This window comes from Enterobacter sp. 3U4, assembly GCF_057224565.1.
Map to the genome: position 1 here is coordinate 3,209,864 of NZ_CP136665.1, position 16,073 is coordinate 3,225,936.

Here is a 16,073-nt window from a genome sequence, read left to right on the forward strand (position 1 = left end):
TTATTTTTGTACTACGATATTTTCCTGCGAAGGATCAACATGCTGCAGCTGCAGCTTTTCCGTTGCGATCCGTTCAACCCGGCTGTGATCGCCGAGCGCGTTTTCTTCAAGGATCAGATTTCGCCATTCAATATCCAGCGCATCGCGTTCCAGTACCATCTGCTCGCGTTGCGCAGTCAATAAACGTGTATGGTGGGCGGTGGTCACCACCGTAACTGCCGTGACAATGATGCAAATGAACAGACAGAGTGGCAGTTTCCCAAACCGCAAAAGATCGTCGCCGATCACGCCAGGCAAGGCATGGCGCTCGTTGCTTCCTAACGAATCCTTAACTTTGCTTAGGGTCTCTGTCACTCTGCCGATCATGCGTTCGTCCTCTCTGCAACACGCAGCACTGAACTACGGGCGCGTGGATTCTCTGCCACTTCTTCTTCGCCCGGCATCAACTTGCCTAATGCTCGCAACTGACGGCCACCCAGCTTCCTGAGTTGTTCTTCCGTCATCGGCAGCCCCGCTGGTACCTGAGGACCGCGGCTTTGTTCACGCATAAAGCGTTTCACAATACGGTCTTCCAGCGAATGGAAGCTGATGATGGATAACCGCCCACCCGGGGCCAGCACGTCGAGCGAGCTTTTTAGCGCCAGCTCTATTTCCTCCAGTTCACTGTTTACCCAGATGCGAACCGCCTGGAAGGTACGGGTCGCGGGATGTTTGTGCTTATCCTTCACCGGTGTCGCCGCCGCGATCACTTCGGCCAACTCTTTGGTGCGGGTCATTGGCTCAATGCGATTGCGCTCAACGATGGCGCGCGCAATACGTTTGCCAAAGCGCTCCTCGCCGAACGTTTTGATGACCCATGCAATATCGGCTTCGTCAGCGGTCTGTAACCACTCAGCGGCAGACTGACCACGCGTCGGGTCCATCCGCATGTCCAGCGGGCCATCACGCATAAAGGAGAAACCGCGTTCAGCGTCGTCAAGTTGCGGTGAAGATACGCCAAGATCGAGAAGAATCCCGTCGATCTTGCCCGTCAGGCCGCGCTCAGCGACATAATCCGCGAGCGCAGAGAAAGGTCCATGCACGATGGAAAAGCGTGGGTCATTGATGGTCTGTGCAACGGCAATAGCCTGCGGATCGCGATCGATTGCCAACAGACGTCCTTCCTCTCCAAGCTGGGAGAGAATCAAACGCGAGTGACCACCGCGACCAAACGTGCCATCAATGTAGATGCCATCCGGACGAATATTCAGGCCGTTAACGGCCTCGTCCAGTAACACCGTTTTATGTTTATAATTTTCCATCATATTTATAGAGACAAGTCCTGCAGCCGTTCCGATAATGTCGCGGAATCAGACTGCTCAGCGTCGATATCTTCCTTGACCTGTTGATACCAGGTCGTTTCATCCCACAGTTCAAACTTGTTGAACTGCCCGACCAGCATCACTTCTTTGGTCAGACCGGCATGTTGCCGCAACACAGGGGCAATCAGTAATCGCCCTGCGTTATCCATCTGACATTCACTGGCATGTCCCAATAAAAGCCGCTGTACGCGGCGTTCCTGCGGGTTCATGCTCGACAGTCGCGACAGCTTTTGCTCAATAATTTCCCATTCAGGCAAGGGGTAAAGCAGCAGGCAGGGGGAGTTAATGTCAATGGTGCAAACCATTTGACCCGCAGCGTTCTCAATCAGCTGGTCGCGGTATCGGGTTGGTACCGATAAACGCCCTTTGCTGTCGAGATTGACTAACGTAGCTCCACGGAACATGCCAGTCTCACCCCTCCTCACCACTTTAACCCACAAATTCCCACCTAAAGGAGTTTACGGAGCGAGGGAAAAGCTTGTCAAGCCGGGACTCTCCCTATAAGGACTCGAAAGCCCTCTATTTACAGAGATAAACAGTCCTGGTTAATAACTGCACAACTGGCGAGGCAAAATTAACGTTATGAATATTTGTAAGAAAAAAACCGAATATGCACACTAGCGTTAAAGCTCACTCAATATCATCGCAGATAAATATAAAGTGTCAGTTTGCGACGCGGGCAGCATTTTATGACAGATTCTCAGGGGATAACAGCGCCAGATTCACCCAGGCACCCGGTAACCGCGGCGGTTGCCACGTAAGCTGGCAAAGGAGGAGGAAAAACGTCTGAATATTCATCGGCCGAAGAGGGTTTGTAACAAAATAATACAAAGAATGTCGTTTAAAATCGCCAGGGCATTCTTTAAAAGGACAATTTAAAAGGTAGGATGAATTAAGAAAATAGGTGATTAGGATCCCTCAAGAATTATCCTAATTTCTCTCCGGGAATTATCTGCACGAATTATCGCAACAAAATGGGGCAGATTTCGCCGCCCCGGTCATTTCATTTTTGGCGGCTTAAAATTCCGCGATGGTAGAGATTACGTTTGATACGCGTCAGGCCCGGCTTCGGCTTGCGCGGCTCATCCAGGCTTGCAAGCACAATCTCAAGCACGCGCTCAGCCACATCGCGGTGACGCTGTGCTACCGCCAGCACAGGGCACTGGAGGAAGTCGAGCAGCTCGTTATCCCCGAACGTGGCTATCGCCAGGTCGGAGGGCAGCTTACCTTCGCGGCGTAAGGTCACATCCATGACGCCCTGCAACAGCGCGAACGACGTGGTGAACAATGCCTGAGGCATCGGATGCGTTTCCAGCCATTTCTCGAACAGCTGCGCGGCGGCTTCACGCTCGTAGCTGTTAGCATAAAGGTAGTGAACCTCGCGCGGATCGTCCTTCCAGGCAGTTCTGAACCCCTGCTCACGCAGGAAGCTCACCGAAAGCTCGGGCAACGCGCCAAGATACAGCACCGTTTCAGCGGGGAATGTTCTCAGCTCTGCGGCCAGCATTTCGGCATCATCCTGATCCGCACCCACGACGCTGGTGAAATGCTCGCGATCGAGCGCGCGATCCAGCGCAACGATTGGGAACGGGTCGTTCGCCCAGCGCTGGTAGAACGGATGCTCCGGCGGCAAGGAGGTCGACACGATGATGGCATCCACCTGGCGCTGGAGAAGGTGCTCAATGCAGCGCATCTCGTTGTCAGGCTGGTCTTCCGAGCAGGCAATCAGCAATTGATAGCCGCGCTGGCGCGCCTGACGTTCAAGATAGTTGGCGATACGGGTATAGCTGGTGTTTTCCAGGTCAGGGATAACCAGACCAATAGAGCGGGTACGTCCGGCACGCAGACCGGCTGCGACAGCATTCGGATGGTAGTTATGCTCACGAACCACCGCCATAACTTTTTCAACGGTCTTGTCGCTGACACGGTACTGCTTTGCTTTACCGTTAATCACATAGCTGGCCGTTGTTCGTGACACGCCGGCTAGCCGGGCGATTTCATCCAGTTTCACAATTGCCCCTTAAAAAAAGAAAAGAGTCCATGGCCCTGTCAAGGTTATGGTTAAATCTTTTAACATCTAATCGCAGAAAAGCCTTCGCGGCAACCGCTTTTATCTGCGTTGTCGGCTGATTACGCAAAAAAAAGCCCGGCTTTGGTGACCGGGCAGAAAGAGGCGAACCTTTTTGACAACTAACGCATGATTTTCTCGCCGCGTGACAGACCCACTACACCCGATCTCGCCACCTCGACAATTTTTGCGACGTCCCGCACGGACGCCAGGAAAGCATCCAGCTTGTCGCTTGTCCCGACCAGCTGAACCGTATAAAGAGAAGGCGTGACGTCGATAATCTGCCCGCGGAAAATATCCGCATTGCGTTTGACTTCATCACGCCCGTAGCCACTGGCCTGGATTTTCACCAGCATAACCTCACGTTCAACGTAGGCCCCCTGCCCCAGCTCGCTCACGCGCAGTACGTCGACCAGCTTATGCAGCTGTTTTTCAATTTGCTCAAGCACTTTTGCATCGCCGACGGTTTGGATCGTCATGCGCGACAGCGTCGGGTCTTCCGTCGGGGCAACGGTCAGGCTTTCAATGTTATAGCCGCGCTGCGCAAAAAGGCCAATGACGCGCGACAGTGCGCCAGACTCGTTTTCCAGTAAAACAGATAATATCCGGCGCATATCAGGTTCTCTCCGTTTTGCTTAACCACATTTCATCCATACCACCACCACGAATATGCATCGGATAAACGTGCTCGGTTCCATCAACAATCACATCCATAAAGACGAGGCGGTTGTTTTTAACGTGCTCAAGCGCTTGTGCAAGCTTCGTCTCCAGCTCGGCCGGATCGGTCACCCGCATGCCTACGTGGCCGTAAGCTTCAGCAAGACGAACAAAATCAGGCAGCGATTTCATGTAGGACTGAGAATGACGGCCAGAGTAGATCATATCCTGCCACTGCTTCACCATACCGAGATACCCGTTATTCAGGTTCAGCACCAGTACCGGCAGTTCATACTGCAGCGCGGTAGACAGTTCCTGAATGTTCATCTGAATACTGCCGTCCCCCGTCACGCAGACGACGGTTTCATTCGGCAGAGCCAGCTTCACGCCCAGCGCGGCAGGCAGACCAAAGCCCATGGTTCCTAAACCACCGGAGTTGATCCAGTGTCGCGGTTTATCAAACGGGTAATACAGGGCGGCAAACATCTGGTGCTGCCCCACGTCTGAGGTCACGTAAGCCTCGCCTTTCGTCAGTCGCCACACCGCTTCAATGACCGCCTGCGGCTTAATGTTTTCGCTTTGCGTGTCATATTTCAGGCACTGACGCGCCCGCCAATTTTCAATCTGCTGCCACCAGTCGCGGATCTCATCCAGCGGCTGGGTAGCGCTCTCCTGGGCCAGCAGATCCAGCATTTGCTCCAGAACCTGACGGGCATCGCCGACGATCGGCACATCAGCCGACACCGTTTTTGAAATTGACGTCGGATCGATATCAATGTGCAGCACGGTGGCGTTCGGGCAATACTTCGCCAGGTTGTTGGTGGTGCGATCGTCAAACCGCACGCCGACGGCAAAGATCACATCGGAATGGTGCATCGTCATGTTGGCTTCATAGGTACCGTGCATACCCAGCATCCCCAGCGCCTGACGATGGCTGGCAGGAAACGCCCCCAGCCCCATCAGCGACGACGCAACGGGAAGGTTGAGTTTTTCAACCAGCTCGCGAAGCTGGGCTTCACAGGCAGCGTTGATCGCCCCGCCGCCGACATAGACGACCGGTTTTTTGGCTGCCAGAAGCGTTTGCAACGCCCGCTTGATTTGTCCTTTATGCCCCTGCGTTGTCGGATTGTAAGAACGCATGCTGACCGATTCCGGCCAGACATAAGGCAGCTTGTTTGCCGGGTTGAGGATATCTTTAGGCAGATCGACCACCACCGGTCCCGGGCGCCCGCTCGCCGCCAGCCAGAAGGCTTTTTTCAGTACGGCGGGAATGTCTTCAGTTTGCTTGACCAGGAAGCTGTGCTTTACAACGGGACGTGAAATCCCAACCATGTCGCACTCCTGAAACGCATCGTAGCCAATCAGTGAGGTTGCCACCTGCCCGGAGAGGATCACCAGCGGGATGGAGTCCATATAGGCTGTCGCAATGCCGGTAATGGCGTTTGTCGCGCCGGGGCCTGACGTGACTAACACTACGCCTACTTCACCCGTCGCGCGTGCCAGGCCGTCAGCCATGTGTACCGCCGCCTGCTCGTGACGTACAAGAACATGGTCAATGCCCCCAACCGTATGCAGCGCATCATAAATATCGAGGACCGCACCGCCAGGGTAGCCGAACACTTGCTTTACGCCCTGATCGATCAGCGACCGAACGACCATTTCCGCGCCAGACAACATCTCCATGCTTTGCCTCCAGGCATTTTGTTATAGACGGACTGCCGAATTCATTTCCGCACCGTCTTACGATTGGGATAAACCAATCTTATATTTTGCAGAGTGTTCTTTACCTTAACCGCTCGTTATGAGGCAGGCAATTAGCAAACCCGGGGAGATAAACGGTGCGTAAAGCAGAAAAAGCAGCAGTTAACGGGAGATATAGTTAATTCCTCTGAGAATAGAGGGCGGTGTGATAAATCATCGCTGGAAAGCGCGACAATGCAGGAAATCATCTATTTTTGCGTGCCGGAGAGCAGCCCGAAAAAAAGCATCGCAGAACAAAATAGCAATTTTCTAAAAAAAATCAGGATAAATCACATAAGGCCATGCGATTTATCCTGATGCGTTTACCGGCGGCAGATGCCAACCAGCAACTCTTCCATCCACTGATGTCCTTTATCCCGGCCCGCTGCTTCATGCCAGGAAAGATAACAGGTACGGCTATTTAGCTTGAGCGGCAGAGGCAAAACTTGCAGATTTAAAGGGTCAGAAAACTCTTCTGCCAGCCAGCGCGGCGCAATCGCCACCAGCTGCGTCTGGGATACCACGTTTAATACGCTGACCATGGCCATGCCCTGATAAGCCACGCTCGCCTGCTTATCCGCAGTGTCATACCACGGCAGGCTAAAGGACGCATATCTGTCGAGTGCCACAACGGCGTGCTGCTCGTTATAAACATCGTTTTCTCGCAGCGGAGAATTCATACGTGGATGCTTTTTACTGGCGACCAGAACCATTTCATCTTTAAACAGCGGCACGCAGGAAAATTCCGGACGACGGAACTCTTCATATCCCAGAACAAATTCGATCTCCTGATAGCGCAACTGATGTTCTGTGTTTTGATTCAGAGATGATTTAAAAATAAGATTGATATTTGGTGCGATCTCTTCAACTTTATTATATATAATCGACGTTAGATAATTATCTAATGGGCTACAGACACAAAGATGGAATACGCGCTCACTGCTTAAGGGTTCAAAGCCCGAACCCGGCAGCTCATTTTGAACCAGTTGCAACGCCTGGCGAATGGAGCCAAACAGCTGGAATGCGCGCGCCGTAGGCTGGATCCCTCTCCCGTACCGAACAAATAATTCGTCGTTAAACATGACTTTAAGTCTGGAAACGGCATTACTCACGGCAGGTTGTGACATCCCCAACGTTTGGGCCGCTCGGGTGATATTCTGTTCCTGCATGACAGCATCAAACACCGTCAGAAGATTAAGATCCACCGTGCGTAACTGCGGTTTAATCCCATCAGTAGCTTGAGGTTGTTTAATATTATTTTCTGGCACTTCTGACTCCACTGTCACGCTACACTCCCTTTGCCATCGTACGGTAATAATCTCGAAAAATATGATTTATCATGCAAATACGATCAGCGAAAGAGAATTATTTAAAATTCGGAATATATAAAGACTCTATATAAACGAAAACTAATGAGCGCAAATGATATGTTTGACTTTAGGATCTGAATGAAACCATAAACCATGCAAATATACAATTACCATCAGGCCAACGTTGACTTAAGCATTATTAAACTATTAATGCTATCGACCTACAGTTAGTTAACAACCTGATATCTCTTTTCGTTTTTCAGCGTGCTGGAATAGATTCACTGTATTTATAACTTAATGATATCCAAACTCTTTAAGCACAAAGCATCCTCTTCAACACATTTTACTCATTTTAAACAATTATATTTATTTGTTTCTGCAATTCTTTTATTAAGTCCAAAATTAGACAATTTAACGGGCTACGCAAGCTAAAACCAGCACAATTAGCTAAAGCGAATATACTGTAAATTCTGTCATTCGGGCCCGTTTTCATCCTCAGGGGTTGACATGAACAGCCGTATCCAGTACCACTAAAAGCATATTGAATTTAACGGAGCACGATTCATGATTCGCACCATTCGTTTCACCGGTCTACTACTACTAAACGCATTCACTGTGCGCGGTAGACTGGCGGGCGAAATTCAGCGTTGAATCGTCACCAGTAAGACTAAAAACCCGCGCCACTGCGCGGGTTTTTTTATGCTCGTAGCAAGGCGCCCTAAGACAGACAAGGACCTAACCCATGAGCCAGCAAGTCATTATTTTCGATACTACTTTACGTGACGGTGAACAGGCATTACAGGCAAGCCTGAGTGTAAAAGAGAAACTGCAGATCGCGCTGGCTCTCGAACGTATGGGTGTCGACGTGATGGAGGTCGGTTTCCCGGTTTCGTCTCCGGGTGATTTCGAATCCGTCCAGACTATCGCTCGCACGATTAAAAACAGCCGCGTATGTGCCCTGGCGCGCTGCGTAGAGAAAGACATCGACGTTGCCGCCGAGTCATTGAAAGTCGCCGAAGCGTTCCGTATCCACACCTTTATTGCGACCTCGCCCATGCACATTGCAACCAAGCTGCGCAGCACGCTGGATGAGGTGATTGAGCGCGCGGTCTACATGGTTAAGCGCGCACGCAACTATACCGATGACGTTGAATTCTCCTGTGAAGATGCGGGCCGAACGCCAATCGAAGACCTGGCGCGCGTTGTGGAAGCCGCCATCAACGCGGGCGCGAAAACCATCAATATCCCGGACACCGTTGGCTACACCATGCCGTTTGAGTTCTCCAACATCATCACCGGCCTGTATGACCGCGTACCGAATATTGATAAGGCAATTATTTCCGTCCACACCCACGATGATTTGGGTCTGGCCGTGGGCAACGCAATCGCCGCCGTCCACGCCGGGGCGCGCCAGGTAGAAGGCGCGATGAACGGTATCGGCGAACGCGCGGGCAACTGTTCGCTGGAAGAAGTGATCATGGCGATCAAAGTGCGCAAAGACATCATGGACGTGCACACCCGCATCAATCACAACGAAATCTGGCGCACCAGCCAGACCGTCAGCCAGATTTGCAACATGCCCATTCCGGCTAACAAAGCGATTGTCGGGACTGGCGCTTTCGCACACTCCTCCGGTATTCATCAGGATGGCGTCCTGAAGAACCGTGAAAACTACGAAATCATGACCCCGGAATCCATCGGCCTGAATCAGGTGCAGTTGAACCTGACCTCCCGTTCCGGCCGCGCGGCGGTTAAGCACCGTATGGAAGAGATGGGTTACAAGGACAGCGATTACAACATGGATCAGCTGTATGACGCGTTCCTGAAACTGGCAGACAAAAAAGGTCAGGTGTTCGACTATGACCTGGAAGCGCTGGCCTTTATTAACAAGCAGCAGGAAGAGCCAGAGCACTTCCGTCTGGATTACTTCAACGTGCAGTCCGGCTCCAGCAACATCGCCACCGCCTCGGTCAAACTGGCCTGCGGTGATGAAATTAAAGCAGAGGCCGCGAACGGTAACGGCCCTGTCGATGCCATCTACCAGGCGATTAACCGCGTCACAGAGTACGACGTTGAGCTGGTGAAGTATGACCTGACGGCCAAAGGCCACGGTAAAGATGCACTGGGTCAGGTCGACATTGTTGTTACCCACAATGGCCGCCGCTTCCATGGCGTGGGCCTGGCGACCGATATCGTTGAATCCTCCGCAAAAGCGATGGTGCATGTGCTGAACAACATCTGGCGCGCCGCCGAGGTCGAAAAAGAGTTGCAACGCAAAGCTCAGAATAAAGAGAACAACAAGGAAACCGTGTAATGTCGAAGAATTACCATATTGCTGTGTTACCGGGCGACGGTATTGGTCCGGAAGTGATGGCACAGGCGTTGAAAGTACTGGAAGCCGTTCGCGCGCGTTTTGCGATGAAAATCACCACCAGCCACTACGATGTGGGCGGTATTGCGATTGATAACCACGGTACGCCACTGCCAAAAGCGACCGTGGAAGGCTGCGAAAATGCCGACGCCGTGCTGTTTGGTTCCGTCGGTGGCCCGAAATGGGAACACCTGCCGCCAGCAGAGCAGCCAGAGCGCGGTGCGCTGCTGCCGCTGCGTAAACATTTCAAACTGTTCAGCAACCTGCGTCCGGCGAAGCTGTACCAGGGTCTGGAAGAGTTCTGCCCGCTGCGCGCGGATATCGCCGCCAACGGTTTCGACATTCTGTGCGTGCGTGAACTGACCGGCGGGATCTATTTCGGTCAGCCAAAGGGGCGCGAAGGCAGCGGCCAGCACGAGAAAGCGTTCGACACCGAGGTGTATCACCGTTTCGAAATCGAACGTATCGCCCATATTGCGTTTGAGTCGGCGCGCAAACGCCGCCACAAGGTGACCTCTATTGATAAAGCGAACGTGCTGCAGTCTTCTATTTTGTGGCGCGAGATCGTCAGCGAAGTCGCTAAACAGTACCCGGACGTTGAGCTGTCGCACATGTACATCGACAACGCGACCATGCAGCTGATTAAGGATCCGTCCCAGTTTGACGTGCTGCTGTGCTCCAACCTGTTCGGCGATATCCTCTCTGACGAGTGTGCGATGATCACCGGCTCCATGGGGATGCTGCCATCCGCAAGCCTGAATGAAGAAGGCTTTGGCCTGTACGAGCCTGCGGGCGGCTCTGCGCCGGATATCGCCGGCAAAAACATTGCCAACCCGATTGCGCAGATCCTGTCCCTGGCCCTGCTGCTGCGCTACAGCCTGGATGCAGGCGATGCGGCAACCGCAATTGAGAACGCCATTAACCGGGCGTTAGAAGAAGGCGTCCGTACCGGCGATTTAGCACGCGGCACGGCGGCAGTTAGTACCGATGAAATGGGCGACATTATTGCCCGCTATGTCGCTGAAGGGGTGTAATCATGGCTAAGACGTTATATGAAAAGTTGTTTGATGCGCACGTTGTTTACGAGGCACCAAACGAAACCCCCCTGCTGTACATTGATCGTCATCTGGTACACGAAGTGACCTCACCTCAGGCATTTGACGGCCTGCGCGCGCACAAGCGTCCGGTACGTCAGCCGGGAAAAACCTTCGCGACGATGGATCACAACGTCTCCACGCAGACCAAAGACATTAATGCCTCGGGTGAGATGGCGCGTATCCAGATGCAGGAGTTGATTAAGAACTGCAATGAATTTGGCGTTGAGCTGTACGACCTGAACCACCCTTATCAGGGCATCGTCCACGTGATGGGGCCTGAGCAGGGAATCACACTGCCGGGCATGACCATCGTCTGCGGCGACTCCCATACCGCAACCCACGGCGCGTTTGGCGCCCTGGCGTTCGGGATTGGCACCTCTGAAGTTGAACACGTTCTGGCGACGCAGACCCTGAAGCAGGGCCGCGCCAAAACGATGAAGATTGAAGTGAAGGGCAAAGCTGCACCTGGCATTACCGCGAAAGATATCGTGCTGGCGATTATCGGTAAAACCGGCAGCGCAGGCGGTACCGGCCACGTCGTTGAGTTCTGCGGCGACGCTATTCAGGCGCTGAGCATGGAGGGTCGCATGACTCTCTGCAACATGGCCATTGAGATGGGTGCCAAAGCCGGTCTGGTCGCGCCGGACGAAACCACCTTTAACTATGTGAAGGGTCGTCTGCACGCGCCGAAAGGTCAGAATTATGACGACGCGGTAGCCTACTGGAAAACCCTGAAAACCGACGACGGGGCAACGTTTGATACCGTTGTCACGCTGCAGGCTGAAGAGATTGCGCCTCAGGTGACCTGGGGCACCAACCCGGGTCAGGTGATTTCCGTCAATGACGCCATTCCCGATCCTGCCTCCTTCGCCGATCCGGTCGAGCGCGCCAGTGCGGAAAAAGCGCTGGCCTATATGGGGCTGAAGCCCGGCGTACCGCTGACCGACGTGACCATTGATAAAGTGTTTATCGGCTCATGCACCAACTCCCGTATCGAAGATTTGCGTGCGGCGGCAGAGATCGCCAAAGGCCGTAAAGTCGCGCCGGGCGTGCAGGCGCTGGTGGTTCCAGGCTCCGGTCCGGTGAAGGCCCAGGCGGAAGCCGAAGGTCTGGATAAGATCTTTATCGAAGCAGGCTTCGAGTGGCGTCTGCCGGGCTGTTCCATGTGTCTGGCCATGAACAACGATCGCCTGAATCCGGGTGAGCGCTGTGCCTCCACCAGCAACCGTAACTTTGAAGGCCGTCAGGGCCGCGGTGGGCGCACCCACCTGGTCAGCCCGGCAATGGCCGCCGCTGCGGCAGTCACCGGCCATTTCGCCGACATTCGCAGCCTGAAATAAGGAGACAATCATGGCAGAGAAATTTACCCAACATACGGGCCGGGTTGTCCCGCTGGACGCCGCTAACGTCGATACTGACGCTATTATTCCGAAACAGTTTCTGCAAAAGGTGACGCGTACCGGTTTCGGCGCTCATCTGTTCAACGACTGGCGATTCCTGGACGATAAGGGTGAAGTGCCTAATCCGGAATTCGTTCTGAACTTCCCGGAATACAAAGGCGCCTCAATTTTGCTGGCGCGGGAAAACTTTGGCTGCGGCTCGTCGCGTGAGCATGCGCCATGGGCGTTGACCGACTACGGCTTTAAGGTGGTCATTGCCCCGAGCTTCGCGGATATCTTCTACGGCAACAGCTTCAACAACCAGCTTCTGCCGGTAACGCTGAGCGATGAGCAGGTCGATGAATTGTTCGCGCTGGTTAAGGCGAATCCGGGCATGTCGTTTGAAGTTGATCTGGAAGCGGAAGTGGTGAAAGCCGGGGATAAGACCTACAGCTTCAGCATTGATGCGTTCCGCCGCCACTGCATGCTGAACGGTCTGGACAGCATTGGCCTGACGCTGCAGCACGAAGACGCCATCTCAGCGTACGAGAACAAACAGCCTGCGTTTATGGGCTAATGGCCATGATGGTTGTGAAGTTGGTCTCCCCATCAATCTTTTGATGTGGGACTCTCCACTGTTTGCCTCTTGCGAAAGCCTGAGGCAAACAGCCGCAAGCACCCGCCACGCACTCTATTCCTCTTCGCGATCTCTGTCAGAATGTCGTTCCATTTTGTGAAGCCGTCTTCCAGAATCAGACGTCTTTTACCCGGCAGGTAAGCAGGAGCGTCACAACGGATATCGCCGCAATCATCCAGTAAACAGAAGCATGCCCATAGCTTTGCGCCAGCGCGCCCTGGATCACACCGGCAAGAATCACGCCGGTTGAAATACTGTTCGTAAAGAGCGTCGTGGCCGATCCCGCGCGTCCGGGCATCAGATCCTGAAACCAGAGCATGCCGATTCCGGCGACGATCCCAATGAACACGGCATTAAACAGCTGCAGCGCCAGCAGCGCTTCGCGCGAGTGGAATAAGATCAGCCCAAGATAAAACAACACACCGGCTGCAACCGCAACTACCATCATTTTGCGCTTACCGAAACGCTTTACGTAATATCCCGCCAGAATCATCGCCGGAATTTCCAGCCCGGCAGCGGTTCCCATTAAGATCCCCGCGAGCTTGTCCGGTAAGCCCAGATCGCTGCTGATCCACAGCGGCATATCAATGATGTACATGGTGTTGCAGGTCCACATCAGCGTCGAGGCAATAAACAGCATGCGGACGTTCTTGTCCTGCCAGCCGCTCACCTGGGTGAGAGGTTTATCCGTTGTCTGTTCGACGCGCGCCACGGACGGCAGCGCGAAGGCAATCAATGCCAGGCTGATGACAAAAATCCCGGCGGCGATGGAGAACATGGTGGTAAAGCCGTAGTTCAACGCCAGCATAAAGGCCAGCGGCGGGCCAATGACCCACGCCAGCGAGAGCTGGGCACGCATCACCGAGCTGAACATCACCACTTCCCGCGCCGAGCTATCCGCATATTCACGGGCCAGCGCGAACAGCTGCGGCATGGCGGTGTTCGCCAGCGACGCCAGCAGCACGCCACAGGTAATGAGCGTCAGGTAGTGGCGGTTAAAGGCAAAGAGCAGCGCGTTGCCCACGGCCATGGCGCAGCAAAAGAGGATCAGCCTGCGGCGATCGCCCCGGCTGTCCGATCGTTTAGCCAGCGCGAGGCTGACCAGAATCCCGGCTATGGCGTTGACGGTATAAAACAGGCCGACCCAAAACGGCTGCGCCCCCACCTCGCGGCTGAGAAACAGGCTCAGCGTTGGCGCCTGAAGCGCCCCCGCCACGCCCATCATAAAGGCCACCAGCATAAAAGCGGCATACACGCCGTTCAGGCGTCGCCCCATCGTCATCAACCACAGCATGCGCAAGTCCTTGTGAAAGCGAATCGAAATTGGGTGAATAGTAAACGAAAAAAGCCAGCAAAAACATTTTGCTGGCGGGTGATAAGCACCAATACTCAGTCACACATGATCGAGGCGAGTTAGCGGGAAGAGGTCGGTTTCGTAACGTCCCACTGCATCAATTCTTCTAACGTTTTCAGCCGTTGCTCTGCACACCGGCGGGCCAGCCAGGACGATCCTTTTGTCGCTGAAAAGTACTGCTGATAAAACTGACGTGCGGTAGACCTCTTCATAATTTACCTCCTCACTTCATCGAGGAGAATTATTGGCCTAATATAGGGATAAATAAATTGCTGGTTTTTTGTCAGGAGTTCCCCTTTTATGCCTTCCGGTCGTCTGCAACAACAGTTTATCCGCCTCTGGCAGTGCTGCGAGGGGCAATCGCAGGAGACCACGCTCAACGAGCTGGCTGACCTGCTTAGCTGTTCCCGCCGCCATATGCGCACGCTGCTCAACACCATGCAGCAGCAGGGTTGGTTAAGCTGGGAAGCGGAGGCGGGACGCGGCAAACGCTCGCGACTGACCTTTCTCTATACCGGGCTGGCGCTACAGCAGCAGCGCGCAGAAGACCTGCTGGAGCAGGACCGCATCGATCAGCTGGTCCAGCTGGTGGGCGACAAGGCCGCCGTGCGCCAAATGCTGGTTTCCCATCTCGGACGCAGTTTTCGTCAGGGCCGACACATCCTGCGGGTGCTCTACTATCGCCCAATGAAAAATCTGTTGCCCGGCACGGCCTTACGCCGCTCAGAAACCCACATGGCCCGACAAATCTTCAGCGGCCTGACGCGGATAAATGAGGAAAATGGGGAACTAGAAGCGGATATCGCGCACCACTGGCAGCAGCTTTCCCCGCACCACTGGCGCTTTTTCTTACGCCCCGGCATCCACTTTCACCATGGCCGCGAGCTTGAGATGCACGACGTCATCGCCTCTCTGGAACGCGCCCGCAAGCTCCCGCTCTACTCGCATATATCGCGCGTCCACTCCCCCACGGCCTGGACGCTGGATATTGAACTGTCGCAGCAGGACAAGTGGCTTCCCTGGCTTCTGGGCTATGTACCGTCGATGATTTTGCCCGGCGAGTGGGAATCGATGAACAATTTTGCCAGCCTGCCGATTGGCACCGGGCCCTACTCCGTGTCCCGCAATAACAGCAACCAGCTGAAAATCCGCGCGTTCGATGACTACTTTGGCTACCGGGCGCTGATCGACGAAGTGAACGTGTGGGTATTGCCGGATCTCAATGAAGACCTGAGCTGCGGGCTGACGCTGGAAGGCCCCACCACGGGAGAAAAAGCCGTGGAGAGTCGCCTGGAGGAGGGATGTTACTATCTCCTCTTTGACCGCCGCACCCACCGTGGGGCAAACCAGGCCGTCCGCAAGTGGATCAGCCACGTGTTGTCCCCTTCCAATCTGATCTACCATGCGGAAGCGCAGTACCAGACATACTGGTTCCCGGCCTACGGCCTGCTTCCGCGCTGGCACCACGCCCGCCCAACGCGCTGCGACAAACCCGCGGGGCTGGAGTCCATCACCCTGACTTACTACCGCGAGCATGTCGAGCATCGTTTTATCGCGCGGATCATGACCCGACTGCTGGCAGCCGAGGGGGTCAAGTTAGAGGTCAGGGAAGTGGACTATGACGAATGGCATCAGGGTGAGCTTACCAGCGATATCTGGCTGAACAGCGCCAACTTCACCCTGCCGCTCGATTTTTCATTATTCTCACACCTGTATGAAGTCCCGCTGATCCAGCACTGCATCGACCGGGACTGGCAGCAGGATGCCGCCCAGTGGCGTGCGGGAGAAATGAATCTTGCCGTGTGGTGCCAGCAGCTGCTGGCCGAGCAGGCAATCGTCCCGCTGATCCACCACTGGCTGATGATCCAGGGCCAGCGCAGCATGCGCGGTCTGCGGATGAATACCCTGGGCTGGTTTGATTTTAAATCCGCCTGGTTTGCGCCCCCGGAGCCATAACGCTTTCGTAATATTCACCAAATCATTACAATAGCGCCGTTCTCAACGGGGTGCTGCATCACAGATGTGCGCTGAGATAATACCCGTCGAACCTGATCCGGATAACGCCGGCGAAGGGATTTGAGGCTGTCGCTCAAAATCCT

The 16,073-nt window shown here is 54.2% G+C and carries 15 protein-coding genes and 1 riboswitch; of the genes, 6 read left to right on the forward strand and 9 right to left on the reverse strand.

Features of this window, described 5'->3' with window-relative positions:
* The 7 genes from ftsL to leuO all read right to left on the reverse strand — a co-directional run bounded on the left by ftsL (position 1) and on the right by leuO (position 7,112).
* Positions 1–366, reverse strand: a complete 366-nt coding sequence (ftsL, locus tag RVY89_RS15395; RefSeq protein WP_008501989.1) for a cell division protein FtsL — start codon at positions 364–366, stop codon at positions 1–3.
* Entirely contained in the window at positions 363–1,304 is a 942-nt protein-coding gene (rsmH, locus tag RVY89_RS15400) for a 16S rRNA (cytosine(1402)-N(4))-methyltransferase RsmH (RefSeq protein ID WP_021240527.1), read from the reverse strand. The genes ftsL and rsmH overlap by 4 nt, the downstream gene beginning before the upstream one ends.
* Before the next feature lie 2 nt (positions 1,305–1,306).
* Positions 1,307–1,765, reverse strand: a complete 459-nt coding sequence (gene mraZ, locus RVY89_RS15405; RefSeq protein ID WP_021240528.1) for a division/cell wall cluster transcriptional repressor MraZ — start codon at positions 1,763–1,765, stop codon at positions 1,307–1,309.
* A 599-nt stretch (positions 1,766–2,364) separates the two neighbouring features.
* Positions 2,365–3,372, reverse strand: a complete 1,008-nt coding sequence (gene cra, locus RVY89_RS15410; RefSeq protein ID WP_008501993.1) for a catabolite repressor/activator — start codon at positions 3,370–3,372, stop codon at positions 2,365–2,367.
* 179 nt (positions 3,373–3,551) lie between these two features.
* On the reverse strand, positions 3,552–4,043 hold the full coding sequence (gene ilvN, locus RVY89_RS15415) for an acetolactate synthase small subunit (RefSeq protein ID WP_023310389.1): 492 nt from the start codon (positions 4,041–4,043) through the stop codon (positions 3,552–3,554).
* Between the two features lies 1 nt (position 4,044).
* Positions 4,045–5,769 carry an acetolactate synthase 3 large subunit gene (gene ilvI / locus RVY89_RS15420; RefSeq protein WP_484825793.1) on the reverse strand — a complete coding sequence of 575 codons (1,725 nt, stop codon included), beginning with the start codon at positions 5,767–5,769 and terminating at the stop codon, positions 4,045–4,047.
* Between the two features lie 380 nt (positions 5,770–6,149).
* A complete protein-coding gene (gene leuO, locus RVY89_RS15425; protein ID WP_371899283.1) occupies positions 6,150–7,112 on the reverse strand; it encodes a transcriptional regulator LeuO in 963 nt (320 codons plus the stop codon).
* Positions 7,113–7,700: 588 nt separating this feature from the next.
* Here leuO and leuL point away from each other — a divergent pair.
* The 5 genes from leuL (at position 7,701) to leuD (ending at position 12,560) form a co-directional block, all read left to right on the forward strand.
* On the forward strand, positions 7,701–7,787 hold the full coding sequence (leuL, locus tag RVY89_RS15430) for a leu operon leader peptide (protein WP_071787438.1): 87 nt from the start codon (positions 7,701–7,703) through the stop codon (positions 7,785–7,787).
* A 91-nt stretch (positions 7,788–7,878) separates the two neighbouring features.
* The gene (gene leuA / locus RVY89_RS15435) at positions 7,879–9,450 is read left to right on the forward strand and encodes a 2-isopropylmalate synthase (protein ID WP_024907451.1); all 1,572 of its coding nucleotides are present in this window, start codon (positions 7,879–7,881) and stop codon (positions 9,448–9,450) included.
* Entirely contained in the window at positions 9,450–10,541 is a 1,092-nt protein-coding gene (gene leuB / locus RVY89_RS15440; RefSeq protein WP_089599190.1) for a 3-isopropylmalate dehydrogenase, read from the forward strand. Before leuA ends, leuB begins: the two co-directional genes overlap by 1 nt.
* A gap of 2 nt (positions 10,542–10,543) precedes the next feature.
* A complete protein-coding gene (gene leuC, locus RVY89_RS15445; RefSeq protein ID WP_484825794.1) occupies positions 10,544–11,944 on the forward strand; it encodes a 3-isopropylmalate dehydratase large subunit in 1,401 nt (466 codons plus the stop codon).
* A gap of 10 nt (positions 11,945–11,954) precedes the next feature.
* Complete coding sequence (leuD, locus tag RVY89_RS15450; protein WP_371899285.1) at positions 11,955–12,560, forward strand: 3-isopropylmalate dehydratase small subunit; 606 nt, start codon at positions 11,955–11,957, stop codon at positions 12,558–12,560.
* Positions 12,561–12,735: 175 nt separating this feature from the next.
* Here leuD and RVY89_RS15455 read toward each other — a convergent pair whose 3' ends face one another.
* Positions 12,736–13,914 (reverse strand): sugar efflux transporter, encoded by a 1,179-nt coding sequence (locus RVY89_RS15455; RefSeq protein WP_484825795.1) that lies wholly within the window; start codon positions 13,912–13,914, stop codon positions 12,736–12,738.
* A 119-nt stretch (positions 13,915–14,033) separates the two neighbouring features.
* Positions 14,034–14,186, reverse strand: coding sequence for a glucose uptake inhibitor SgrT (gene sgrT / locus RVY89_RS15460; RefSeq protein ID WP_371899287.1), 153 nt, complete (start codon positions 14,184–14,186; stop codon positions 14,034–14,036).
* A gap of 88 nt (positions 14,187–14,274) precedes the next feature.
* Here sgrT and sgrR point away from each other — a divergent pair, with 88 nt between their 5' ends.
* Complete coding sequence (gene sgrR / locus RVY89_RS15465; RefSeq protein ID WP_484825796.1) at positions 14,275–15,930, forward strand: HTH-type transcriptional regulator SgrR; 1,656 nt, start codon at positions 14,275–14,277, stop codon at positions 15,928–15,930.
* Between the two features lie 36 nt (positions 15,931–15,966).
* Positions 15,967–16,067, forward strand: a riboswitch (TPP riboswitch).
* Positions 16,068–16,073 lie beyond the last annotated feature (6 nt).

Excerpts from the sequence above, each read along its gene's own strand:
- ftsL (WP_008501989.1), bottom strand. The coding sequence starts at position 366 with ATGATCGGCAGAGTGACAGAGACCCTAAGCAAAGTTAAGGATTCGTTA.
- rsmH (WP_021240527.1), bottom strand. The coding sequence starts at position 1,304 with ATGATGGAAAATTATAAACATAAAACGGTGTTACTGGACGAGGCCGTT.
- mraZ (WP_021240528.1), bottom strand. The coding sequence starts at position 1,765 with ATGTTCCGTGGAGCTACGTTAGTCAATCTCGACAGCAAAGGGCGTTTA.
- ilvN (WP_023310389.1), bottom strand. The coding sequence starts at position 4,043 with ATGCGCCGGATATTATCTGTTTTACTGGAAAACGAGTCTGGCGCACTG.
- ilvI (WP_484825793.1), bottom strand. The coding sequence starts at position 5,769 with ATGGAGATGTTGTCTGGCGCGGAAATGGTCGTTCGGTCGCTGATCGAT.
- leuL (WP_071787438.1), top strand. The coding sequence starts at position 7,701 with ATGATTCGCACCATTCGTTTCACCGGTCTACTACTACTAAACGCATTC.
- leuA (WP_024907451.1), top strand. The coding sequence starts at position 7,879 with ATGAGCCAGCAAGTCATTATTTTCGATACTACTTTACGTGACGGTGAA.
- leuB (WP_089599190.1), top strand. The coding sequence starts at position 9,450 with ATGTCGAAGAATTACCATATTGCTGTGTTACCGGGCGACGGTATTGGT.
- leuC (WP_484825794.1), top strand. The coding sequence starts at position 10,544 with ATGGCTAAGACGTTATATGAAAAGTTGTTTGATGCGCACGTTGTTTAC.
- leuD (WP_371899285.1), top strand. The coding sequence starts at position 11,955 with ATGGCAGAGAAATTTACCCAACATACGGGCCGGGTTGTCCCGCTGGAC.
- RVY89_RS15455 (WP_484825795.1), bottom strand. The coding sequence starts at position 13,914 with ATGCTGTGGTTGATGACGATGGGGCGACGCCTGAACGGCGTGTATGCC.
- sgrT (WP_371899287.1), bottom strand. The coding sequence starts at position 14,186 with ATGAAGAGGTCTACCGCACGTCAGTTTTATCAGCAGTACTTTTCAGCG.
- sgrR (WP_484825796.1), top strand. The coding sequence starts at position 14,275 with ATGCCTTCCGGTCGTCTGCAACAACAGTTTATCCGCCTCTGGCAGTGC.